We start from the raw sequence: 21988 nt of genomic DNA on the forward strand, positions 1-21988 counted from the left end.
CGTCGACCGGGGCGAATGCCGCTCAGTTGTTGAAGCGGAACTCCACCACGTCGCCGTCCTGCATGACGTAATCCTTGCCCTCGAGGCGGGCCTTGCCCTTCGCGCGGGCCTCGGCGACCGACCCTAGCTCGACGAGGTCGTCGAACGAGATGACCTCGGCCTTGATGAAGCCCTTTTCGAAGTCGGTGTGGATGACACCGGCCGCCTGCGGCGCCTTGGCACCCTGCGGGATCGTCCAGGCGCGCGCTTCCTTCGGACCGGCCGTGAGGTAGGTCTGCAGGCCCAGCGTGTCGAACCCGATGCGGGCGAGCTGGTCGAGACCCGACTCGTCCTGGCCGGTCGATGCGAGCAACTCGGCCGCGTCCTCGGGGTCGAGGTCGATCAGCTCCGACTCGATCTTCGCGTCGAGGAACACGGCCTTCGCGGGGGCGACGAGCGCGGCGAGCTCGTCCTTGCGCGCCTGATCCGTGAGCACGGCCTCATCCACGTTGAAGACGAAGATGAAGGGCTTGGCGGTGAGCAGCCCCAGCTCGCGGATGGGCGAGAGGTCGATTCCGGATGCCGAGAGCAGCACGCCGCGCAGAAGGGCGTCCTGCGCGGCCTTGGCGGCGTCGAGCACCGAGGGGTCGAGCTTCTTGCCCTTGACCTCCTTCTCGTAGCGAGTGATCGCCTTCTCGAGCGTCTGGAGGTCGGCGAGCTGCAGCTCGGCATTGATGGTCTCCATGTCGTTGGCCGGGTTGACCGAACCGTCGACGTGGACCACGTCGTCGTCGGCGAATCCGCGGACGACCTGGGCGATGGCATCCGCTTCTCGGATGTTCGCGAGGAACTGGTTGCCGAGGCCCTCGCCCTCGCTCGCCCCGCGGACGATGCCGGCGATGTCGACGAACGACACCGCAGCGGGCACGAGCCGCTCGCTGCCGAACACGTCGGCGAGCTTCTGCAGGCGCACATCGGGCAGGTTCACGACCCCGACGTTGGGCTCGATGGTGGCGAACGGGTAGTTCGCCGCGAGCACCGAGTTCTTGGTCAGAGCGTTGAAGAGGGTCGACTTTCCGACGTTGGGAAGGCCGACGATTCCGATGGTAAGAGCCACGGGAGTCCAGGTTACCCGGCCCGGAGCCCGCTCACCCGCGTCACGGCCGCCGCGCGCGGAACGCGTGGGTCACGTACGGCAGGGCGACCGAGCCTCCGTCGGCGAGTTCGGGAACGGATGCCACGACCCCGTCGACCGCGGCCTCGATACCCGCGCGCTTGTCGGGGCTGGCCGTGATGATGTCGCTGCGCGAGACGACGAGGTCGCGCAACTGCGGCAGGGTGATCTGCCGCTCCCACGACCACTCGCGGTGCTCCAGCCCCTCGTACGGCTCCGCCACGCGTGGTCCGGTCGTGGCGAGAAGCACCTCGGCGTTGGAGCCACCCATTGCCTCGGTGAGCCGTCGCACCCAATCGACACGGTCGTCGCGGATGTTCCAGACGAGCCCGAGCACTCCCCCGCTCCGCAGCACGCGGGCGGTTTCGAGGGATGCCGGCTCGACGTCGACCCAGTGCCAGGCCTGCCCCATCACGACGGCGTCCAGGCCGGAATCCGGCAGCGGCAGATTCTCGGCCGTGCCGACGAACGTGGGCACACCGCGCGCGTTCTCTCGCAGGGTCGCGAGCATGTCGGCATCCGGATCGACCGCCACCACGTCGGCGCCGAGTTCGACGACGGCCCGCGTGAGCTTGCCGGTGCCTGCGCCGACATCGGCGACGCGCAGCGCGCGACCGGGCTCGCGCACGGGTTCGAGCAGCCACGCCACGGCCTCGGCGGGATACCCCGGACGCCCGGACTCATAGGCGGAGGCCGCCTGCCCGAACGAGGTCGACTTCTCGCGATCGGTCATGCCCCCGACCCTACGCCGCCCCTCCGACATGGCATCCGTCGGCGGACCGGATGCCGCCGACCCCGGCGCGCCTCTTCGTCCCCACGGGAGCGCGGGTGAGGGTGGAGATGTGGCTCTGGATTTCACCGCGATCGACTTCGAAACGGCGAACTCCAGCGGTGCGTCCGCGTGCGCGGTGGGTCTCGCCCGGGTGCGCAACGGCCGCGTGGTCGCGACGGCGGCCTGGCTGATCAAACCGCCGGCCGGTCACGACCACTTCGCTCCCATCAACGTGGGTATCCACGGCATCCAACCGTCCGATGTCGCGAACGCGCTGGGCTGGTCGGCGCAGCTCGAGCGCCTCACCGCCTTCGCCGGCGCCGACGTGCTCGTCGCGCATAACGCGGGCTTCGACATGTCGGTCCTGCGCCGCGCGTGCGCCGCCACCGGCGACGAATGCCCGCCCTACCGCTACATGTGCAGCGTGCAGATGTCGCGCAAGACGTACACGCTCGACTCGTACCGCCTGCCGCTGGTCGCCGCCGAAGCGGGCTGCTCGCCCTTCGCGCACCACGATGCCCTCGCCGACGCCGTGGCCTGCGCCGAGATCACGATCGACTGCGCGCGCCGCGCGGGTGTCGACGACGTGCATGCCCTCGCCGCGCACCTGGGCGTGCGCGTCTCGCAGATCGCCGCAGAACCCGTCGAGCGCGCGGTCGCCTGAGCTCCACCGGCCCGTCTTTCCGCCGATGTCGGAGGTCTGGTGCAAGCTGACCCCATGGATGCCATCGCCCTCCTCCTCGTGATCATCGCCCTCGCCGTCGGCGTCGCCGGCGGGTGGTTCGTGGGTTCGTCGCGTAGTGCTGCCCGTGCCGCCGCCGAGCAGCACGCCCTCGGTGCGCGGGTGGCCGCGGCAGAGACGGCGCGGGCGGGCGTTCAGGCGCAGCTCGAACACCAGGTCACGTTGTACCGAGAGCTCGTGGCCCAGTCACGAGCCGACCAGGCGGCACGCGAAGAGCGCGAGCGGCGCGAGCAGACGGTCCTCCGCGCTCTCGACCCGGTGCGCGAGACGCTCGACACCATGCAGCGCAAGGTCGACGGCCTCGAACGCGATCGGGTCGAGCAGTACACCGCCCTCGGCGAGCAGCTACGCCTGTCGCGCGAGGCCGACGAGGCACTGCGCGCGACCACCGAATCGCTCGCCTCGGCCATGCGCTCCGGGACCACGCGGGGCGTCTGGGGAGAGACGCAGCTTCGCCGGGTCGTCGAGGCCGCCGGGCTCACGCGCTACGTCGACTTCGACCTGCAGGCGGCGATCTCGAGCGACGCGGGAGCCGGGCGCCCCGACATGGTGGTGCGCCTCCCCGGTGGAAAGTCTCTGGCGGTGGATGCCAAGGTCCCCCTCGACGCGTACCTGCAGGCCAGCGCCATCCCGGTGACGGCGCACGGCGACGAGGGCGCCCGTCGCTCCGCCCTTCTGACCAAGCACGCTCGCGCCGTGCGGGCACACGTCGACGCCCTCGCGAAGAAGGCGTACTGGGCGGGTCTGACCACGAGCCCGGAGTTCGTCGTGTGCTTCCTGCCGAGCGAGTCGCTGCTCGCCTCGGCCCTCGACGAAGACCCCACTCTGCTCGACTACGCCTTCACCCGTCGCGTCGCCCTCGCTTCCCCGGTCAACCTGTGGGCCGTGCTCAAAACTGTCGCGTTCACCTGGACGCAGCAAGACGTCTCCGATGAGGCGCGCACGCTCTTCGCGCTCGGCACCGAGCTCTACGAACGTGTCGGCAAGCTGGCCGAGCACGCCAACGACCTTCGTCGTGCCATCGAAAGGACGGTCGACAGCTACAATCGCTTCGCCGGCTCTCTGGAGTCGCGCGTGCTCGTCACGGCACGCAAGTTCCCGGGGATCGACGAGACGAAGCTCGACGCGGTCGCCGCGCCCGTGGCCCTCGAGGCGACCCCCCGCCGCTGGACGGCACCCGAGATGATCGCGCCTCGCGAGGGGCATGGCGAGAATGCTCTCCCACCGGTCGGCGACGACGGCGACCCCACCACGCGGGCCGACCTCGGCGCGATCCGCCAGCGAGCGGGGCTTTTCGAGGAGGGTTCTTGAGGAAAGGGCCCGGTCGTGACGCGCCCGCGAGGCTCAGGCCCCGCCGGGGACCCAGCTCAGCAGGCTCACCACGGCCGCGGAGACACCGACGAAGGCGCCCACCATCCACCACGCGCTGACCTCGTGGCCCTCGTCACGCCGGACGCGGAGAAGCACGTCGGGGCGGCGCGCAGGGTCGACTGCGCTGGCGATGACCGCCTGTGCACCTGTCTGAGGTGCGGCCTGGTTCGTCGGAGCTGCCATGGACGATCCCCCTTCGGGTCTCGGAAGAACACAGCGTCGCCGTTGACACTCCTAGAGATTCTGCCAGACGCCCCCTGAGACACCGGTCACGCTTGCGTCACGACACGCCCGGCTGTATCTGCGCATCCGGGCCTCGACCGCGCGTCGCGGCACGCGAGCGACAGCGCACACAGCGCCGAAGCGGAAGCGCTCAGCGCCCCGGCGTCACAGCCACTTCGAGGTCAGGTGCTCCGACGAGATGCGGCGGAGCGTTCCCGACGCACCCCGGAGCACCACACTCTCGGTGTAGATGAAGTCGCCGTCGCGGCGCACGCCCTGCACGAGCTGGCCGTCGGTGACGCCCGTGGCCACAAAGATCGTGTTCTTGCCCTTCACCAGGCCATCGGCCTCGTAGACCTGGCCGTCGACGTCGAGGCCGGCATCCCGACCCTTCTCCTTCTCGTCGTCGGTGCGCGGGGCGAGCACGCCCTGGATGTGACCGCCCAACGCCTTGATCGCGCACGCGGTCACGATGCCCTCGGGGCTCCCGCCGATGCCGACGCACATGTCGGTGCGGGCGTTGTGACGAGCGGCGTTGATACCGCCGGCGACGTCGCCGTCGCTCATGAGGCGGGTGCCCGCACCGGCCTCACGGATGTCGGCGATGAGTTTCTCGTGGCGCGGACGGTTCAGCACCGACACGACGATCTCATCGACCGGCTTTCCCAGCGCCTTCGCCAGCAGGCGGATGTTCTCGGCGATGGGCAGGCGGATGTCGACGACGCCCACACCCGCGGGGCCGGTGACGAGCTTGTCCATGTAGAAGACGCTCGAGGCGTCGAGCATGGTGCCCTGGTCCGAAACGGCGATGACCGAGAGCGCGTTCTGTCGACCGGCGGCCGTCAGCGAGGTCCCGTCGATAGGGTCGACGGCCACGTCGCACTGGGGTCCGCGGCCGCTGCCGACGCGCTCCCCGTTGTAGAGCATGGGCGCGTTGTCCTTCTCGCCCTCGCCGATGACGATCGTGCCGTCGAAGTTGACAGTGCTGAAGAACGCGCGCATCGCGTCGACGGCCGCCCCGTCGGCGGCCTCCTTGTCGCCCCGACCGATGAAGGGGACGGCGCGGATGGATGCCGCTTCGGTCGCTCTCACCAGCTCGAGCGCCAGGTTGCGGTCGGGGTGCAGAGGGCTCATGTCGGCAGTCAGGCTCACCATGGGGCCACTGTATCCAGCGAACCGTGGACAATCGCGAGATTTGACCGGACGTGCAGCGAAGGAATCGACGTTCTTAACGGATCAGCAGAACCGCCCGGTTCCTGCCGCGCCCACGCCGTCACGATCCGGCGGCTTCGCTAGAGTGACGGTGTCCCGACAACACCAAGGAGCACCTCCATGCCCGTCGCTTCCCCTGAGCAGTACGCCGACATGCTGGACCGCGCGAAGGCCGGCGGCTTCGCGTACCCCGCGATCAACGTCTCGAGCTCGCAGACCATCAACTCGGTGCTCCAGGGCCTGACCGAGGCCGGCTCCGACGGCATCCTCCAGGTCACCACCGGTGGTGCCGACTACTTCGCCGGTCACACCGTCAAGGCCCGCGCCACCGGCGCCCTCGCCTTCGCCAAGTACGTGACCGAGGTCGCGAAGAACTACCCCATCGCGGTCGCCCTGCACACCGACCACTGCCCGAAGGACGCCCTGCCCGGCTTCGTCCTCCCGCTGCTCGAGGCCTCCGAAGAAGAGGTCAAGGCCGGCCGCAACCCGATCTTCCAGTCGCACATGTGGGACGGCTCGGCCGTTCCCCTCGACGAGAACATCGACATCGCGGCGGAGCTCCTCCCCCGCATGAAGAACATCAACGCCATCCTCGAGATCGAGGTCGGAGTCGTCGGCGGCGAAGAAGATGGCGTTCAGCACGAGGGTTCGAACGAGGCGCTGTACACGACGGTCGCCGACGTGACCAAGGCTGTCGAGCGCCTCGGCCTCGGCGAGAACGGCCGCTACATCTCGGCCCTCACCTTCGGCAACGTGCACGGCGTGTACAAGCCCGGTGGTGTCAAGCTCCGCCCCGAGCTGCTCGGCGAGATCCAGGAGGGCATCGCCGCCAAGTTCGGCACCGGCCCCAAGCCCCTCGACCTCGTCTTCCACGGCGGCAGCGGCTCCACCGACGAGGAGATCGCCCTCGCGGTCGCCAACGGTGTCGTGAAGATGAACATCGACACCGACACCCAGTACGCCTTCACGCGCTCGATCGCGGGCTACATGTTCTCGAACTACGAGGGCGTGCTCAAGCTCGACGGCGAGGTCGGCAACAAGAAGCAGTACGACCCCCGCGCCTGGGGCAAGGTCGCCGAGTCGGCCATGGCCGTCCGCGTGGTCGAGGCCACCAAGCAGCTCGGCTCGTACGGCCAGTCCAAGAACTGACACCGCGTCATCCCGCGAACGCCTCGGCTCCGGCCGGGGCGTTCGTCGTTTCCGGATGCCAGAACCCGAGCCACCGCGAGCACAACGGCGGGCCCGCCCGGCGACACGCCGCGCCCCCGCCACCGCAACCGGCGCGTCGGGCGAACGCGCCGCCGTTGGGTACACGCCTACGCCCGCGCCACAGACCACCCGCCCTACAGGCGGCCGCCCCACAGGCCACCCGCCGCACAAACCCCGGCAGGGCCGAACGCCCGCCTCAGGCGCGGTACATCTCGAGCACCGTCGGCGCCCCCGCGGGCGAGGACAGCACCTCGATGGCATCCCCCGCTCGAATCTCGCCGGCACGGCGGACGCGCAGGTAAGCGCCCAGGCGCCCCTCGTCGGAGAAGCGCTTGACCCACCCCCGGGCCGCCGACCCGCCGACCCAGCGAGCGAACGTCGCGCAGGGCGTGCGCGGCGAGGTGACCTCGACCTCGACGGTGTCGCCGATGCGCCAGACCTCGCCGATGCGCGCGCCGTTGACGTCGAGACCCTCGACCCGCAGGTTCTCGCCGAACCACCCGGGGTGCAGCTCGCGACCGAGCTCCGACTCCCAGAACGCCGCATCCTCGGCGGCGTAGGCGTAGACCGCCTGATCGGGCCCACCGTGGTGCTTGCGGCTCGCCTGGACGTCGGAACGGATGCCGAGCGTGCCGACGCGCACGCTCCCCTCGAGGGCACGTTTGTCGATCGCCGTCACCCCGACCGACCCGGCGTCCGGGTGCAGGCTGTGGACGGCGCAGACAGCGACGAGGTGAGGCATGCGTCGATGCTAGAGCGTCCTCCCTCGGCACGGGGGCACGAGAGTCAGCCGAACACCCGCCGCATCACGACCGTGTCGCCGTCGAGCGTGCGGATCTCGACCGCCCCGATGTCGGCGGCGGCGAGGTCGGTGCCGGCGCTCAGCTCGGTGGTCGAGCCGGGGTCGGCCCGCCACGTCGACAGCACGCTCGTCGCACCCGAGTCGTCGGTGATCGCGAGGGCGTAGGGCCAGCCGCCGGGAGGGGCGTCGAGCACCTTCCCGGTGTACTGGCACACGAGGTCGATGCGGGTACCCCAGGGCGCGGACGTGAGCTTCACCGACGCTTCCAGCGGCGCCCCGGCGACGTCGTCGAGCGCGTAGACCGTCCCCGACGACTGCTGCACGGCGCTGGTGACGGCGAGCACGCTCGGCACCGCGACGGCGACAAGAGCGAGGGATGCCGCGAGCGTCCACACCGCGACACGGCGCTTCCGACGTCGACGGGCGACCTCGACGACGCGGCCGCGCAGGGCGGGGTCGGGTGAGGCGAGGGGGATCGGCCCGGTCGTGGCGCTCAACGCGCGCGCCCGTTCGGGCGAGAGACGCGACAGCAGCCCCGCGGTGGGAGCGAGCTCGGCGACGGACGCGCGGCAGTCGGCGCATTCCGCCAGGTGGGCCTCGAACTCGGCGCGGTCCGAGGCGCCGAGCGCCCCGAGCACGTAGGCGCCGTCCGACATCGACAGGCGGTCGTGGTCGTCGTTCATCGGGTCACCCCCCTTTCCTGCAGCGCGAGCCGCAGTGCCCGCACGGCGTAATGCAGTCTCGATTTGACGGTTCCGGCCGGGATGCCGAGCTCCTCGGCCGCCTGCGCGACGCTGCGCCCGCCGTAGTAGGCGCTGACGATCACGGCGCGGTGATCCGGGGTGAGGGTCGCGAGGGCCTCCTCCACGAGGAGGGCGTCGAACATGGCGTCGGTGTCGTCGTCGCGGACGACCTCGGGCAGTTCGTCCACGGGGTGCTCGTGCCGCCGCCGGGCGCTGCGCGCCTCGTCGATGACGAGGTTGCGGGCCACGGTGTACATCCACGAGCGCAGCGTCGCCGGATCGTCGCTCATGACGCGCGGCGTCCGCCAGGCGCGCAGCAGCGTCTCCTGCACGACGTCGTCGGCCCCGGCGTGATCGCCGGTGAGGCTCACGACGTACCGCCACACGGGGATCGCGTGCGTGTCGTACAGCGCGGTCAGCTGCGCGTGATCGTCTCGCACCGCGGCATCCCCTCTCCCTTTTCTTCTAGGGACACGGGATGCCATGCCGATCGGTTCAGTTCGAGACGCTGCCCATGACGGCCGACAGGAACTGCGGGTCGCTCGCCATGCCGATCAGGGACAGCACGGCGGCGATGATCGTGCTGATCAGCGCGCCGACGATGGGGATCCAGAACGAGATGCGCCCGCGCTTCATCGACCGCCAGGTGAACATGGCCGTCAGCAGCCATCCGATCCCGGTGACCGCGGCGGCGGCCGCTCCCCACAGATACCCGGCGGTGAGGTTCGTGAACGTCGCGTCGACGCGGAACACCCGGGCGAAGTTGTTCGCGTACTCGGGGAAGTTCAGCAGCTGCACGATCGTCGTGACGACCGAGAACAGACCGTAGATGAGCAGACCGAACGTCACGATCCGGTCGATCCGGCCCCCGCGCGTGGCGGGGACGGGCATGGGCGCCGACGTCGCGGCGGCGCGCTGCGGGGCGACGGGCTCGGGCTGCGGGGCGACCCCGGCCTCGAGGGCCTCGGTCACCTCGGGCCGCTGGATGCGCGCGCGCTGCTCCTCGGGGGTGGCGTATTCGCCGTACTGCGGACGCGGACGCGCCTCGTCGGCGGGAGTCCGCGGCTCGACGTCGCTCACGCGCGACCCCGGCCGCCCAGCGCGCGCTCGTCGCGCTTGCCGCTGGCATCCTGTCGCAGCTCTTTGGGGAGTGAGAAGATGAGGTCTTCCTCGGCGGTGCGCACCTCTTCGATGTCGCGGTAGCCGGCGCCGGCGAGCTCGTCGAGCACCTCGGTCACGAGAACCTCGGGCACCGACGCGCCGCTGGTGACGCCGACGGTCTCGACGCCCTCGAGCCACTCCTGCTTGACCTCGTCGACGTAGTCGACCCGGTAGGCGGCCTTCGCGCCGTGCTCGAGGGCGACCTCGACCAGGCGCACGCTGTTGGAGCTGTTCGCCGAACCGACCACGATCACGAGATCGGCGCCGACGGCGACCTTCTTGATCGCGACCTGGCGGTTCTGAGTGGCGTAGCAGATGTCGTCGGAGGGCGGGTCCTGCAGCTGGGGGAACCGCTCGCGCAGGCGTCGCACGGTCTCCATCGTCTCGTCGACCGAGAGCGTGGTCTGCGACAGCCACACGACCTTCGACGGGTCGCGCACCTCGATGGTGTCGGCGTGGTCGGGCGAGTTGACGACGGTCACGTGCTCGGGAGCCTCGCCGGCGGTGCCCTCGACCTCTTCATGACCCTCGTGGCCGATCAGCAGGATCTCGAAGTCGTCGCGCGCGAAGCGCACGGCCTCGCGGTGCACCTTCGTCACGAGCGGGCAGGTCGCATCGATCGCCTGCAGACCGCGATCGGATGCCGCCGACACGACGGCCGGCGACACACCGTGCGCGCTGAAGACGACGTGGGCGCCCGCGGGAACCTCGTCGACCTCCTCGACGAAGACCGCGCCCTTCTTCTCGAGCTCGGTCACGACGTGGATGTTGTGCACGATCTGCTTGCGCACGTAGACCGGGGCACCGTAGCGCTCGAGGGCCTTCTCCACGGCGATGACCGCGCGGTCGACGCCGGCGCAGTAGCCGCGGGGCGCGGCCAGCAGGACCTTCTTCTGGCCCTTCACGGGGATATCCTGGAGCCGCCCGCGTCGACCCGGGATACGGGGAACGGGCAGGTGGACGGCAGGTGAGCTCACCCCTCGATTCTACCGGGACGCCCCTGGACACCGGCCGAACCGCCCACCTCGACCCTTCGGAGACCATGACCTCGTTCCAGCCCGAGACGATCGCGGGCCAGGCCCCGCCCGCCGACAGCGTGCACCCCCGCGATTCGCGCACCGACGCCCCCACCTCGGTCTCGCGCCTGAACGACACCATCCGCGGGTTCATCGAGCGCTGGGGATCGGTCTGGGTCGAGGGCGAGATCACCTCGTTCAACCGCCGCGGCGGCAACGTCTTCGGTCGCCTCAAAGACCTCGGAACCGAGTCGACGGTCGCCTTCCGCATCTGGTCGAGCACGCTCAACCGCCTGCCGAAAGACCTCAAGGTCGGCGACCACGTCGTCGCCTGCGTCAAGGCCGACTACTTCCCGCGCACCGGCGACTTCTCGTTCGCGATCTCCGCGATGCGCCACGTCGGGCTCGGCGAGCAGCTCGAGCGCCTCGAGCGTTTGCGCGTGCAGCTGCGCTCCGAGGGGCTCTTCGACCCCGTGCGCAAGAAGAAGCTGCCCTTCCTCCCCCACTGCATCGGCCTCATCACGGGTGAGAACTCCGACGCCGAGAAAGACGTCCACCGCAACGCCGAGTTGCGCTGGCCGCGCGTGCGCTTCCGCACCCAGCACGCGGCGGTGCAGGGCGATCGGTGCGTTCCCGAGACCCTCGCGGCCCTGAAGATCCTGGATGCCGACCCCGAGGTCGACGTGATCGTGATCGCCCGCGGCGGTGGGGATCCACAGACGCTGCTCGGCTTCAGCGACGAGCGTCTGCTGCGGGCGGTGGCCGCGGCATCCACTCCGATCGTCAGCGCCATCGGGCACGAGAACGACCGCCCGCTCCTCGACGACGTCGCGGACGTCCGGGCCTCGACCCCCACCGACGCCGCCAAGCGCGTGGTGCCCGACGTCAGCGAGCAGCGTGCTCTGGTGTCGCAGCTGCGCGCGCGCCTGACCGGGCGGCTGACCCAGCGCGTGCTGCACGACATCGCCCAGCTCGAGCAGATCCGCTCGCGCCCGGCGCTGCGCACCCCGCACTCGATGCTCACCTCACGGGCCCAGGAGCTGTGGATGCTCTCGAACCGCGGGCGCGACATCGTCGACCGCCGCATCGAGGGCGAGCGGCGGCGCACCAGCGAGCTCGGCGCGAGCCTGCGCGCGCTCTCTCCCCTCGCGACCCTCGCGCGCGGCTACGCCATCGCCCAGCTCCCCGACGGCTCGGTGCTGCGCGACGCCGCCGAGGCTCCCGCCGGCTCGCTCTTGCGACTGACGGTCGAAGAGGGCACGGTGGCCGCCCGCTCGGAGGGCGGCATCCCCGACGCCGTTCCCCACGGGGCCGCGACCACCGGCCGCCCGGCCGCGGGCCACACCGGCTCCGCGGCATCCGTCGACCGTCCCCTCGACGACGAGGCAACCGGCGACGGTGTGTCGGCGGGTCGCGCCTAGAATGGATGCCATGACCGCGACGACCCCGGGCCCCGCCGTCGACGTCGCGACCCTGTCGTTCGAGCAGGCCCGGGACGAACTCGTGCGCGTGGTCGCCGAGCTCGAGCAGGGCGCTCCGACCCTCGAAGAGTCGTTGGCACTGTGGGAGCGCGGCGAGAAGCTGTACGCCCGGTGCGAGGAGTGGTTGCTCGGCGCGAAACGTCGCCTCGACGCCGCCCGCGGCGAGGGTGACGACTGATGGCTCGCGTCGTCGCCCATCTCGGCCGCCCCGAGACCCCGCAGGAGACGGCCGACCGCAAGGCGGAATCCTCCCGGCGATACCGCTCGAGCAAGACCTTCCGCAACCTCATCGCGGCGCTGCTCGTGACGGTCGCCGTCGTTCTCGTCGTGGTCGCCGCCGTGCCCCGCGGCGAGCCGGCTCCCCGCCCCGAGATCGACGTCCCGGCCCTCGCGGCCGACATGCAGCGCGACCTCGGCCGCCCCGTGCTCTCCCCGTCGCTGGGCGAGGGCTGGCTCGTCAACCAGGCGAGCACCGAGGGCGTCGGCGGCACCGAGGCGTGGACCATGGTCTACGTGCGCTCGGGCGAGAGCGGGTTCCTCCGTGTCGCGCAGGGGCTCGACGCCGACGAGACCTGGGTCGGCCAGGTGCTCGACGGCACCCGCAGCACCGAGACCACGGTCATCGACGGCATCACGTGGGACGTGTACCGCCCGTCGAACCCCTCGGGCACGGGCAACATCGACTACGCCCTGGCGACGCCCGCCGGGCCCGACTACGTCCTCGTCTACGGCGATGCCGCCCCCGAGACGGCGGCCCTCGCGGCCGCGTCCGTCACCGCACAGATCGAACAGTTGAGAGAGGTCCCGTGAGCGAGCGCATGACCCCCCGTCAGGTGTGGCAGCAGATGGTGGAGGGCAACGAACGTTTCGTCTCGGGCGCCCCCGCCCACCCGCGTCAAGACGTCGAGCGTCGCACCGAGCTCGCCAGCTCGCAGCACCCGACCGCGGCGCTGTTCGGGTGCTCCGACTCGCGCCTCGCCGCCGAGATCATCTTCGACGAGGGCCTCGGCGACCTCTTCGTCGTGCGCAACGCCGGCCAGGTCATCTCCGACTCGGTCATCGGAAGCCTCGAGTACGCCGTGGGCGTGCTGGAGGTGCCGCTCATCGTGGTGCTCGCGCACGACGCCTGCGGGGCTGTGGGAGCCGCGATCGAGAGCACGGGGGTCGACGCCCCCACCCTGCCCGCCTACATCTGGCGCCAGATCGCCCCGATCGTGCCGGCCGTGCGTCGCGTGCAGCGCGCCTCCGCCGTCGACGGGCACCTCCCCGACGCCGTCGACCCCGAGCTGGTGGGCCGCGAGCACCTGCGCCACACGGTGGGCGAGCTGCTGCGCGCCTCGGAACTCATCAGCGAGGCGGTGGCCGAGGGCCGCACGGCCGTCGTCGGCGCCAACTACCGCCTCGATGAGGGGGAAGCCTTCCCCGTCGTCATCGTGGGCGACGTCGACGACCCCCGCCTCGACGAGCCGCGCGCCCACGACGCCCGCATCTGAACCGAACGAACGACCTGGAGGAACGACGACGTGACCGACATCGAGTACCGCATCGAACACGACACCATGGGTGAGGTGCTGGTCCCCAAGGACGCCCTCTACGCCGCGCAGACGCAGCGCGCCGTCGAGAACTTCCCCATCTCGGGCTCGGGCCTCGAGTCGACCCAGATCGCCGCTCTCGCGCGCATCAAGAAGGCCGCCGCCCTCGCCAACAAAGAGCTCGGCACCCTCGACGCGAAGATCGCGGATGCCATCGCCCAGGCCGCCGACGAGGTCGTCACCGGCGCGCACGACGCGCACTTCCCGGTCGACACGTATCAGACCGGTAGCGGCACCTCCTCGAACATGAACATGAACGAGGTGCTCGCGACCCTCGCCACGCGCATCCTCGGCGACACGGTCCACCCCAACGACCACGTCAACGCCTCGCAGTCCTCGAACGACGTCTTCCCCACCTCGGTGCACATCGCCGTCACCCAGGCGCTCATCGCCGACCTGATCCCGGCGCTCCAGCACCTCGCGACCGCCCTCGAGACGAAGGCCGACGCCTGGAAGGGCATCGTGAAGTCGGGTCGCACCCACCTCATGGACGCCACCCCCGTCACCCTCGGCCAGGAGTTCGGCGGCTACGCCCGCCAGATGCGCCTCGGCATCGAGCGCGTCGAAGCCGTCCTCCCCCGCGTCGGAGAGGTCCCCCTCGGCGGCACCGCCGTGGGCACCGGCATCAACACTCCCCTCGGCTTCCCGCAGAAGGTCATCGAGCTGCTCGCGGCCGAGACCCAGCTGCCCATCACCGAGGCGAAGGACCACTTCGAGGCCCAGGCCAACCGCGACGGTCTCGTCGAGGCGTCGGGCGCCCTTCGCACCATCGCGGTGTCGCTCACCAAGATCAACAACGACATCCGCTGGATGGGCTCGGGCCCCAACACCGGTCTCGGTGAGCTGCACATTCCCGACCTGCAGCCGGGCTCCTCGATCATGCCGGGCAAGGTCAACCCGGTCGTCCCCGAGGCCACCCTCATGGTGTGCGCGCGGGTCATCGGCAACGACGCCACCGTCGCGTGGGCCGGCGCCTCGGGTTCGTTCGAGCTGAACGTCGCGATCCCCGTCATGGGCACGGCACTGCTCGAGTCGATCCGCCTGCTCTCCAACGCCATGCGCGTGTTGGCCGATAAGACCATCGACGGGCTCGAGGCCAATGTCGCGCGCGCCGAGGCGTTCGCCGGCATGTCGCCCTCGATCGTCACCCCGCTCAACAAGGTCATCGGCTACGAGGCCGCCGCGAAGATCGCGAAGCACTCGGTCGCCAAGGGCATCACGGTGCGCGAGGCCGTCGTCGACCTCGGCTACGTCGAGCGCGGCGAGATCACCGAAGAGGTGCTCGACGCCAAGCTCGACCTGCTGTCGATGACCCACCCGGGCTGAGCCCGCCAGTCCGCACATCCACGACGCCGAGGCGCGCCATAATCAGAGGATGAGCCGCGCGACGAGACCTGTCTCGACGCGCGTGCGTTTCCTCGGCGCGATCCTCGGCGTCGTGCTGCTCGGAATGATCATCGCCGGCGGCGTCACCTTCCTCGTGCAGAGCGAGCGTGTCGTGACCAACGCCGAGCGCCAGCTCGACGGATTCGTGTCGACCCTGTCGACGAGCAGTCAGGATGCCGCGTCCCTCGTCGCCGCGGCCGTCCCGGGTCGCACCGACGGCACGGTGGCGCTCGACGGTGCCCGGGTGCTCGCGACGACGCCGTCGCCGCCGGGGCTCGCCATCGCCGACGACGCCGGTCTCGTGGCATCTCTCGCCGATGCGATCAGCCGGGGCGACGACCGCGGACGCGTCGACAGCACCCACGGACCCCTGTTGTTCGCGGCGGTCGACACGCGCGACGGGGTCGCCGTGCAGGTCATCTCGATCGACCAGCGCATGGAGCTGGTGACCCTCTCGACGATCACCTACGGGGTCTCGGCTCTCGGGGTGCTGCTGCTGGTCGGTGTCGCCGGGTGGTTCGTCACGGGCCGGCTGTTCTCCCCCCTCCGGCGTCTGCGCGACACCACCGACGCCATCACGATCGACGACCTGGGCACGCGGCTGCGGGCGCACGGGAACGATGAGATCTCCGACCTGACGACCTCGGTCAACTCCATGCTCGACCGCCTGGCGATGTCGGTCGACGCGCAGCGGCAGCTGCTCGACGACGTCCGCCACGAGCTCAAGACCCCCATCACGATCGTCCGCGGGCACCTCGAGATGATGGACCCCGCCGACCCCCACGACGTGAGCGAGACGCGGGAACTCGGCATCGCCGAGCTCGACCGACTCGCCCGTCTCGTCGACGACATCGACGCGCTGGCCGACGTCGAGACCGGCTCCCTGTCCGCCGCGGTCATCGACGTGGGCGCGCTCACCGACCGTGTCGCCGAGCTGGCCGGGGCGATTCCGGGGCACGCGTGGAGCGTCGAGCAGCGCGCTCGCGTCCGCATCCACGGAGATGCCGACCGTCTCGTCCAGGCGTGGCTGCAACTGGCCGACAACGCCGCGAAGTACACCCCCGACGGCACCTCGATCGAGATCGGCAGCACCGCCGACGACACGACCGCTCATCTGTGGGTGCGCGATCACGGTCCGGGCATCCCCCCGGCCGCGCGCCACCGCGTCTTCCGCCGCTTCGACCGCCTCTCGACCGGGCGCGGCGTCGACGGCTCGGGTCTCGGCCTGTCGATCGTGGATGCCATCGCCAAGGCGCACGACGGATACTGCACCGTCGGCGACACCCCCGGCGGTGGCGCGACGGTCGCCCTGCACATCCCCGTGACCGGGGCGCAGTCCCCCGCAGAGCTTCCGACGCCCGTGCGCGCCGGTGACGTCGTCATGCAGAGAGAGGCCACCGGATGACACGCATCCTCATCGCCGAAGACGAGGAGCGCATCTCGGCGTTCGTCGCGAAGGGGCTGGAGTCCGCCGGCTATCAGACCCTCATCGTCTCCGACGGGGCCGAGGCGCTCGACACCGCGCTCTCGGGAGACGTCGACCTCGTGCTGCTCGACGTCGGGCTGCCCTCTCTCGACGGCTTCGAGGTGCTGCGGAGCATCCGCGGCCAGGGTTCGTCGATCCCCGTCATCATGCTCACGGCGCGCACCAGCACGCGCGACACCGTCGACGGTCTCGACGCGGGGGCGAGCGACTACGTCGCGAAGCCCTTCAAGTTCGACGAACTGCTCGCGCGGGTGCGCTCGCGCATGCGCGAGCCCGTCTCGACCGGGCCGATGACGATCGCCCACGGCGACGTCTCGCTCGATGTCCTCGCCCGTCGCGCGACGGTCGGCAGCCGCGAGATCGACCTCAGCGCGCGCGAGTTCGCGCTGGCCGAGGAGTTCATCCGGCACGCGGGGCAGGTGCTCAGCCGGGAGCAACTGCTCAGCCGAGTCTGGGGCATGGACTTCGACCCGTCGTCGAACGTCGTCGACGTCTACGTGCGCTACCTCCGCGCCAAAGTCGGACAAGCCCACATCGTCACCGTGCGCGGCGCGGGCTACCGCTGGGAGTAGAGCACCGGCAACCCGAAAACCCCCGGTGGGGGAACCGGGGGTTTGGGGAGACGCCCACGGTGGTCTTCCGACTCACCCGAAGAGCGGTGACCTGCACATGTGCGTACTCGTGTTTTTCCTGGGGGAACCGCCGAGGCGGGTGACGAGGTCTCCCTCGTCGATGCCTCTACTCTGGCGGGCCTTTGTGAGAACGCGGGGAGCCGAAAATGAGAAGACTCTCATTTAACGCTCAGGCCTCCCGGCGGTGGCGAGAAAGGGCCGGGATGCCATGGCATCCCGGCCCCTTCCGGTGAACCCCTACGACAGCTCGCCGGCCTCCAGCAGCTCGGTCACCAGCGCGGCGATCGCCGAACGCTCCGACCGCGTGAGGGTCACGTGACCGAAGAGGCCGTGTCCCTTCAGCGTCTCGATCACCGAGGCGACTCCGTCGTGACGGCCGACGCGCAGGTTGTCGCGCTGGCCGACGTCGTGCGTGAGGACCACGCGCGAGTTCTGGCCGATCCGGCTGAGCACCGTCAGCAGCACGTTCCGCTCGAGCGACTGGGCCTCGTCGACGATCACGAAGGCGTCGTGCAGCGAGCGGCCGCGGATGTGCGTGAGCGGCAGCACCTCGAGCAGACCGCGCGCGAGCACCTCCTCGAGCACGTTGCCGGAGACGACCGAGCCCAGGGTGTCGAAGACCGCCTGCCCCCAGGGGCCCATCTTCTCGGCCTGGTCGCCGGGAAGATAGCCGAGCTCCTGACCACCGACGGCGAACAGGGGGCGGAAGACGATGATCTTCTTCTGCTGCTGACGCTCGAGCACCGCTTCGAGCGCCGCGCACAGGGCGAGGGCCGACTTGCCGGTGCCCGCCCGGCCGCCGAGGGAGACGATGCCCACCTCGGGGTCGAGAAGCAGGTCGAGGGCGATGCGCTGCTCGGCGGAACGACCGTGCAGACCGAACGCGTCGCGGTCACCGCGCACGAGGCGGTACTCCCCCTTTCCGGTCACGCGGCCGAGCGCCGAACCCCGTTCGGAGTGGATCACGAGCCCGGTGTTGACGGGCAGTCCCTTCACGGTGTCGCTGACGCCGACCTCGGTCTCGTACAGGTCGGACATCTCGTCGCCCGAGAGGTCGATCGTGGCGATCCCTGTCCACCCGGAGTCCATGGCTTGCTCGGCGAGGTACTCCTCCGTGCTCAGACCGAGGGATGCCGCCTTCACGCGCATCGGCAGGTCTTTCGACACGACGGTGACCTCGGCCCCGTCCTGCGCGAGGTTCATCGCGACGGCGAGGATGCGGCTGTCGTTGCCGCCGGTGCGCATGCCCGAGGGCAGCACCTGCTGGTCGGTGTTGTTCAGCTCCACCCGCAGCGTCCCGTCGGCGCCGACGGGGACGGGGAAGTCGAGCCGGCCGAACTCGACGCGGAGTTCGTCGAGGTGCCGCAGGGCCTGACGGGCGAAATACCCGATCTCGGGGTCGTGACGTTTCCCCTCCAGCTCGGTGATCACCACGACGGGGATCACCACGGAGTTCTCCGCGAAGCGGAAGAAGGCCCGCGGATCGCTCAGCAGGACGGAGGTGTCCAGGACGTATGTGCGCAGGGCCTGATCGGCTCCGGCTTCGGACTCGGTGCTCTCGACGACGTGACGCTGGTCGTACGGTGCTCGTGCAGTCACAACCCACTCCCGACCCGGGTGGAACACCCGGTTGTCACGAGTCGACCTGGGGGTCACGAGTCGCGATCCGAAGGTCGACTCGACCGGACTCCATGTCCGATGTCATCACCGTACGGCCCGCCGACACCCCCGAGGGTCGTTAACACGCCGCGAATATGACGAGTTCGTGAACAGCGCGTTCGCGCCTCCCGCGGCCGGGAAGTGGTTCACCGGATGCCGAGACCCCGGCGCCGGGCGCCCTGACGCTCTACTGCCCGAACCGGCGATCGCGCGCCGCGAAGTCGCGGATCGCGCGCAGGAAGTCGACCTCGCGGAGGTCGGGCCCCAGGGCTTCGACGAAGTAGAACTCCGAGTGCGCCGACTGCCACAGGAGGAAATCGCTCAGGCGCTGCTCCCCCGACGTGCGGATCACGAGGTCGGGGTCTGCTTGTCCCCCGGTGTAGAGGTGCTCGCCGATCTGCTCGGGGGTGAGGCTCGCGGCGAGCTCTTCGAGAGACCCGCCGGACTGATCGTGCTTCGCGATGATCGAGCGCACGGCATCCACGATCTCGCTCCGCCCGCCGTAGCCGACCGCGAGGTTGACGTGCAGTCCGTTGTGCCCTTGCGTGCGTTCGGTGACCTCGTGCAGCACCTCGGCGAGCTCGGTCGGCAACCCCTCGGCGCGGCCGACGTGCTTCACGCGCCAGTTCGGCTCGTGCGACAGCTCCGCGGCGAGCTCGGCGATGATCTCGAGCAGGTCCTGCAGCTCCTGGCTGTCGCGCTTGACGAGGTTGTCGTTCGAGAGCAGGTAAAGCGATACGACCTCGATCCCGAGATCGTCGCACCACCGCAGGAACTCGTGCATCTTCGCGGCGCCGGCCCTGTGACCGTGGGCGGCGCTGTCGAACCCGAGCTGCCGCGCCCACCGCCGGTTGCCGTCGATCATCATGGCGACGTGGTGCGGGACGGTCGCCGGCATGCGACGACGAAGGCGCGAGATGTAAAGACGGTAGAGCGGTCCTCGCCCCTCGTTCTTCCGCATACGCGCCACCCGCCTACGCTACCGCGTCGACGGCTGCGCCACCCCTCGGAAACGGGTGATCCTTGCTGGGGGAACGGTGTATGCCGCGCCCATGTTCCGCCCGGAGCATGACGCCCGACGTAGGGTCGGGAGAGTGACGAGCTCGACCCCGGCAGACGGCCCCGACATGCCTCAACTCCCCCTCCTGGAGGCCGGGGCGGTGGGTGCGCAGCCCGATCTCAAGCCCACCTGGCGCGGTTGGATCCACGCGGGAACCTTCCCCGTGGCCATCGCCGCGGGCATCGTGCTGATCGCTCTCGCACAGGGCACCCCCGGTAAGTGGGCCGCGGCGGTGTTCATGGCGACCTCGATGCTGCTGTTCGGCAACTCGGCGCTCTACCACCGCTTCCGCTGGAAGCCGAAGACCCTCGCGGTGCTCAAGCGCATCGACCACGCGAACATCCTGCTGCTGATCGCCGGCACCTACACGCCCCTCGCCGTGCTGGCCCTCCCCACGCCGAAGACCGTGCTGCTGCTGTCGATCGTGTGGGGCGGGGCGATTCTCGGCATCCTGTTCCGCGTCTTCTGGATCAACGCACCGCGCTGGCTCTACGTCGCGCTCTACCTCGCGCTCGGCTGGGCCGCGGTGATGTACCTCGGCGACCTGCTCGCGGCGAACGTCGCGATGATGGTGCTGGTCGTCGTCGGCGGACTGCTGTACACCGGCGGCGCGATCGTCTACGCGATCAAGAAGCCCAACCCGTGGCCCGGGCACTTCGGGTTCCACGAGATCTTCCACGTGTGCACGGTGCTGGCGTTCCTCTGCCATTGGACGGCCTGCCTGCTGATCGCCCTGACCCCGGCTTACCACGGCGGGTCCTGACCGCGTGAGTCGCCACGAAAAGTCGCTTCGGAGGTACTGGAAGCGACAGAACCTGGCGACTCGCGCGAGCGAGTGAGCCCCGGATGCCGGACCCCCGGCGACCGGTCAGCTGCGGGGAGCGGCCGGGTCGATGTCCTGGTCGTCGGTCGTGCTGGCGTTCTCGGCCGCGCGCGCCTGCTCCTCGGCATCCAGTTCCGCGTTCACTTCCTCGCGGTAGCGCCCGCGGCGGATGCGGCGCAGCATGTCCCACACGAGGAGGAACACCGCGATCCCGATGAAGGCGATGGCGGCGAAACCGAGCGGTCCGGGCGTGACGATCGACTCGTCGGGGGTCACAGCCGGAGAGGGTGTGGTCGCGAGGGCGACGATCACGGAGTGCATGGAGTCCTTCGGTCCGGGCGGAAGCGCGTAGCCTGGTACTCCAGCCTAAAGCCCGGGGAGACCATGACGACGCAAGCCCTGCTCGATGACCGCTACGGGCGCACGCGTTCGCCGCGGCGGCGCATCCTCGGCTGGTCGATCGTCGGCGTGCTCGCGGTGAGCGCTGTCGGCTACCTCGGCTACACGACGTATGCGACCAGCGCTGGCTCCGTCAGCGCGACCGATACCGGGTACACGGTCGAATCCGACAAGCTCGTGTCGACCAGCTTCCAGATCACGGCGCCCGTCGGAGAGCCGGTCGCCTGCGCGCTCGAAGCCCGCGACGAGGGCCACGGCACCGTCGGCTGGCGGGTCGTGGAGTACCCGGCATCCGACGATCACACCCGCGCGTTCACCGAGACGATTCCGACGCTGTCGCTGGCGACCACGGGTTTTGTCAACGCCTGCTGGGTGCCGTAAACTCGCGGGATCACGACGCGCCCCGGCTCGATGCCGGGGCGTTCGACATATCCCCCGCCGACGGCCGAACCGATTGCCGTCAGCGCCTCGACGAAGGAGTACCCGTGTCCAACGACGCTCAGGTGACGTTCCTCACGCAAGACGCCTACGACCGCCTCCACAACGAGCTCGAGCACCTCTCGACCACCGGTCGCGAAGAGATCGCGAAGCGCATCGAGGCCGCGCGCGAAGAGGGCGACCTCAAGGAGAACGGCGGCTACCACGCCGCGAAGGACGAGCAGGGCAAGCAGGAGGCGCGTATCCGCACGCTCCAGCAGCTGCTGAAGGATGCCAAGGTCGGCGAAGCCCCCGAGAGCCACGGCGTCGTCGAGTCGGGCACCGTCGTCACGGCGATCGTCGCCGGCGGCGAAGAGAAGTTCCTGCTCGGCAACCGCGAGATCGCCGCGAACTCCGAGCTCGACGTCTACAGCGAGGCGTCGCCCCTCGGTGCGGCGATCATGGGCCTGAAAGAGGGCGACAAGGGTTCGTACACCGCCCCCAACGGCAAAGAGATCTCGGTCGAGGTCGTGAAGGTCGAGACCTACTCGGGTCAGTGACCCGCTGACTCCCCGCGAGCCGCTCCCCCGTCGTCGGGTGGGCGGCTCGCGGCGTTTCCGCGGACATTGCCGCGAGCATTGCGGGTTTGG

25 protein-coding genes are annotated in these 21988 nt (G+C 70.1%); 13 read left to right on the forward strand and 12 right to left on the reverse strand.

The genetic code is table 11. The annotated features are described in order from the left end of the window. Window positions 1-22: 22 nt before the first annotated feature. Window positions 23-1096: a redox-regulated ATPase YchF gene (gene ychF / locus F9B98_RS12055; protein ID WP_150957684.1), complete on the reverse strand. Its 1074-nt coding sequence runs from the start codon at window positions 1094-1096 to the stop codon at window positions 23-25. A 40-nt stretch (window positions 1097-1136) separates the two neighbouring features. Further along, window positions 1137-1886 (reverse strand): class I SAM-dependent methyltransferase, encoded by a 750-nt coding sequence (locus F9B98_RS12060; protein ID WP_150957685.1) that lies wholly within the window; start codon window positions 1884-1886, stop codon window positions 1137-1139. 109 nt (window positions 1887-1995) lie between these two features. Between F9B98_RS12060 and F9B98_RS12065 the strand changes: the two genes are divergently transcribed. Further along, complete coding sequence (locus F9B98_RS12065) at window positions 1996-2589, forward strand: 3'-5' exonuclease (RefSeq protein WP_150957856.1); 594 nt, start codon at window positions 1996-1998, stop codon at window positions 2587-2589. A 54-nt stretch (window positions 2590-2643) separates the two neighbouring features. Continuing rightward, on the forward strand, window positions 2644-3978 hold the full coding sequence (locus tag F9B98_RS12070) for a DNA recombination protein RmuC (RefSeq protein WP_150957858.1): 1335 nt from the start codon (window positions 2644-2646) through the stop codon (window positions 3976-3978). 33 nt (window positions 3979-4011) lie between these two features. Here F9B98_RS12070 and F9B98_RS12075 read toward each other — a convergent pair whose 3' ends face one another. Both F9B98_RS12075 and glpX read right to left on the reverse strand, forming a co-directional pair. Continuing rightward, window positions 4012-4221, reverse strand: a complete 210-nt coding sequence (locus F9B98_RS12075; RefSeq protein ID WP_150957687.1) for a UDP-N-acetylmuramyl pentapeptide phosphotransferase — start codon at window positions 4219-4221, stop codon at window positions 4012-4014. Window positions 4222-4425: 204 nt separating this feature from the next. Continuing rightward, entirely contained in the window at window positions 4426-5415 is a 990-nt protein-coding gene (gene glpX, locus F9B98_RS12080) for a class II fructose-bisphosphatase (RefSeq protein ID WP_150957689.1), read from the reverse strand. Between the two features lie 177 nt (window positions 5416-5592). On the opposite strand from glpX, the gene fbaA reads away from it, so the two are divergent. After that, window positions 5593-6621, forward strand: coding sequence for a class II fructose-bisphosphate aldolase (gene fbaA, locus F9B98_RS12085; protein ID WP_150957691.1), 1029 nt, complete (start codon window positions 5593-5595; stop codon window positions 6619-6621). 256 nt (window positions 6622-6877) lie between these two features. Here the strand turns inward: fbaA and F9B98_RS12090 are convergent, their stop codons facing one another. The 5 genes from F9B98_RS12090 to F9B98_RS12110 are packed head-to-tail and all read right to left on the reverse strand — an operon-like array spanning window position 6878 to window position 10364. After that, window positions 6878-7423, reverse strand: coding sequence for an MOSC domain-containing protein (locus F9B98_RS12090; protein ID WP_150957693.1), 546 nt, complete (start codon window positions 7421-7423; stop codon window positions 6878-6880). A 44-nt stretch (window positions 7424-7467) separates the two neighbouring features. After that, window positions 7468-8166 (reverse strand): anti-sigma factor family protein, encoded by a 699-nt coding sequence (locus F9B98_RS12095; protein WP_150957695.1) that lies wholly within the window; start codon window positions 8164-8166, stop codon window positions 7468-7470. Continuing rightward, complete coding sequence (locus F9B98_RS12100) at window positions 8163-8711, reverse strand: sigma-70 family RNA polymerase sigma factor (protein WP_150957697.1); 549 nt, start codon at window positions 8709-8711, stop codon at window positions 8163-8165. The genes F9B98_RS12095 and F9B98_RS12100 overlap by 4 nt, the downstream gene beginning before the upstream one ends. Window positions 8712-8721: 10 nt before the next feature. Continuing rightward, window positions 8722-9306, reverse strand: coding sequence for a DUF6264 family protein (locus F9B98_RS12105; protein WP_191966810.1), 585 nt, complete (start codon window positions 9304-9306; stop codon window positions 8722-8724). Next, the gene (locus F9B98_RS12110; protein ID WP_191966813.1) at window positions 9303-10364 is read right to left on the reverse strand and encodes a 4-hydroxy-3-methylbut-2-enyl diphosphate reductase; all 1062 of its coding nucleotides are present in this window, start codon (window positions 10362-10364) and stop codon (window positions 9303-9305) included. Before F9B98_RS12110 ends, F9B98_RS12105 begins: the two co-directional genes overlap by 4 nt. A 65-nt stretch (window positions 10365-10429) precedes the next feature. On the opposite strand from F9B98_RS12110, the gene xseA reads away from it, so the two are divergent. The 7 genes from xseA to F9B98_RS12145 are packed head-to-tail and all read left to right on the forward strand — an operon-like array spanning window position 10430 to window position 16920. After that, on the forward strand, window positions 10430-11824 hold the full coding sequence (xseA, locus tag F9B98_RS12115) for an exodeoxyribonuclease VII large subunit (RefSeq protein ID WP_150957699.1): 1395 nt from the start codon (window positions 10430-10432) through the stop codon (window positions 11822-11824). Between the two features lie 10 nt (window positions 11825-11834). Next, window positions 11835-12062, forward strand: a complete 228-nt coding sequence (locus F9B98_RS12120) for an exodeoxyribonuclease VII small subunit (RefSeq protein WP_174799685.1) — start codon at window positions 11835-11837, stop codon at window positions 12060-12062. Continuing rightward, complete coding sequence (locus tag F9B98_RS12125) at window positions 12062-12694, forward strand: DUF4245 family protein (RefSeq protein ID WP_150957701.1); 633 nt, start codon at window positions 12062-12064, stop codon at window positions 12692-12694. Before F9B98_RS12120 ends, F9B98_RS12125 begins: the two co-directional genes overlap by 1 nt. Then, complete coding sequence (locus tag F9B98_RS12130) at window positions 12691-13377, forward strand: carbonic anhydrase (RefSeq protein ID WP_412177039.1); 687 nt, start codon at window positions 12691-12693, stop codon at window positions 13375-13377. Before F9B98_RS12125 ends, F9B98_RS12130 begins: the two co-directional genes overlap by 4 nt. A gap of 30 nt (window positions 13378-13407) precedes the next feature. After that, window positions 13408-14802, forward strand: a complete 1395-nt coding sequence (locus F9B98_RS12135) for a class II fumarate hydratase (RefSeq protein WP_150957703.1) — start codon at window positions 13408-13410, stop codon at window positions 14800-14802. A gap of 49 nt (window positions 14803-14851) precedes the next feature. After that, complete coding sequence (locus F9B98_RS12140; protein WP_150957705.1) at window positions 14852-16267, forward strand: sensor histidine kinase; 1416 nt, start codon at window positions 14852-14854, stop codon at window positions 16265-16267. Further along, window positions 16264-16920, forward strand: a complete 657-nt coding sequence (locus tag F9B98_RS12145; RefSeq protein ID WP_150957707.1) for a response regulator transcription factor — start codon at window positions 16264-16266, stop codon at window positions 16918-16920. Before F9B98_RS12140 ends, F9B98_RS12145 begins: the two co-directional genes overlap by 4 nt. A 297-nt stretch (window positions 16921-17217) precedes the next feature. Here the strand turns inward: F9B98_RS12145 and F9B98_RS12150 are convergent, their stop codons facing one another. Both F9B98_RS12150 and F9B98_RS12155 read right to left on the reverse strand, forming a co-directional pair. Continuing rightward, entirely contained in the window at window positions 17218-18579 is a 1362-nt protein-coding gene (locus tag F9B98_RS12150; RefSeq protein ID WP_150957709.1) for a PhoH family protein, read from the reverse strand. Between the two features lie 247 nt (window positions 18580-18826). Next, entirely contained in the window at window positions 18827-19600 is a 774-nt protein-coding gene (locus F9B98_RS12155; RefSeq protein WP_150957864.1) for an isoprenyl transferase, read from the reverse strand. 166 nt (window positions 19601-19766) lie between these two features. Here F9B98_RS12155 and trhA point away from each other — a divergent pair, with 166 nt between their 5' ends. Further along, the gene (trhA, locus tag F9B98_RS12160; RefSeq protein WP_150957866.1) at window positions 19767-20462 is read left to right on the forward strand and encodes a PAQR family membrane homeostasis protein TrhA; all 696 of its coding nucleotides are present in this window, start codon (window positions 19767-19769) and stop codon (window positions 20460-20462) included. A gap of 105 nt (window positions 20463-20567) precedes the next feature. On the opposite strand, the gene F9B98_RS12165 is transcribed toward trhA, so the two are convergent. Beyond that, entirely contained in the window at window positions 20568-20843 is a 276-nt protein-coding gene (locus tag F9B98_RS12165) for a hypothetical protein (RefSeq protein WP_150957711.1), read from the reverse strand. A gap of 63 nt (window positions 20844-20906) precedes the next feature. Between F9B98_RS12165 and F9B98_RS12170 the strand changes: the two genes are divergently transcribed. Together F9B98_RS12170 and greA are read left to right on the forward strand one after the other, a co-directional pair. Beyond that, window positions 20907-21302 (forward strand): DUF4307 domain-containing protein, encoded by a 396-nt coding sequence (locus F9B98_RS12170; protein WP_150957712.1) that lies wholly within the window; start codon window positions 20907-20909, stop codon window positions 21300-21302. 104 nt (window positions 21303-21406) lie between these two features. Continuing rightward, window positions 21407-21898 (forward strand): transcription elongation factor GreA, encoded by a 492-nt coding sequence (gene greA / locus F9B98_RS12175; protein WP_056230000.1) that lies wholly within the window; start codon window positions 21407-21409, stop codon window positions 21896-21898. Window positions 21899-21988 lie beyond the last annotated feature (90 nt).

Origin of the sequence: Microbacterium testaceum StLB037 (genome assembly GCF_008763945.1) — a bacterium.
Taxonomy (GTDB): domain Bacteria; phylum Actinomycetota; class Actinomycetes; order Actinomycetales; family Microbacteriaceae; genus Microbacterium; species Microbacterium testaceum_G.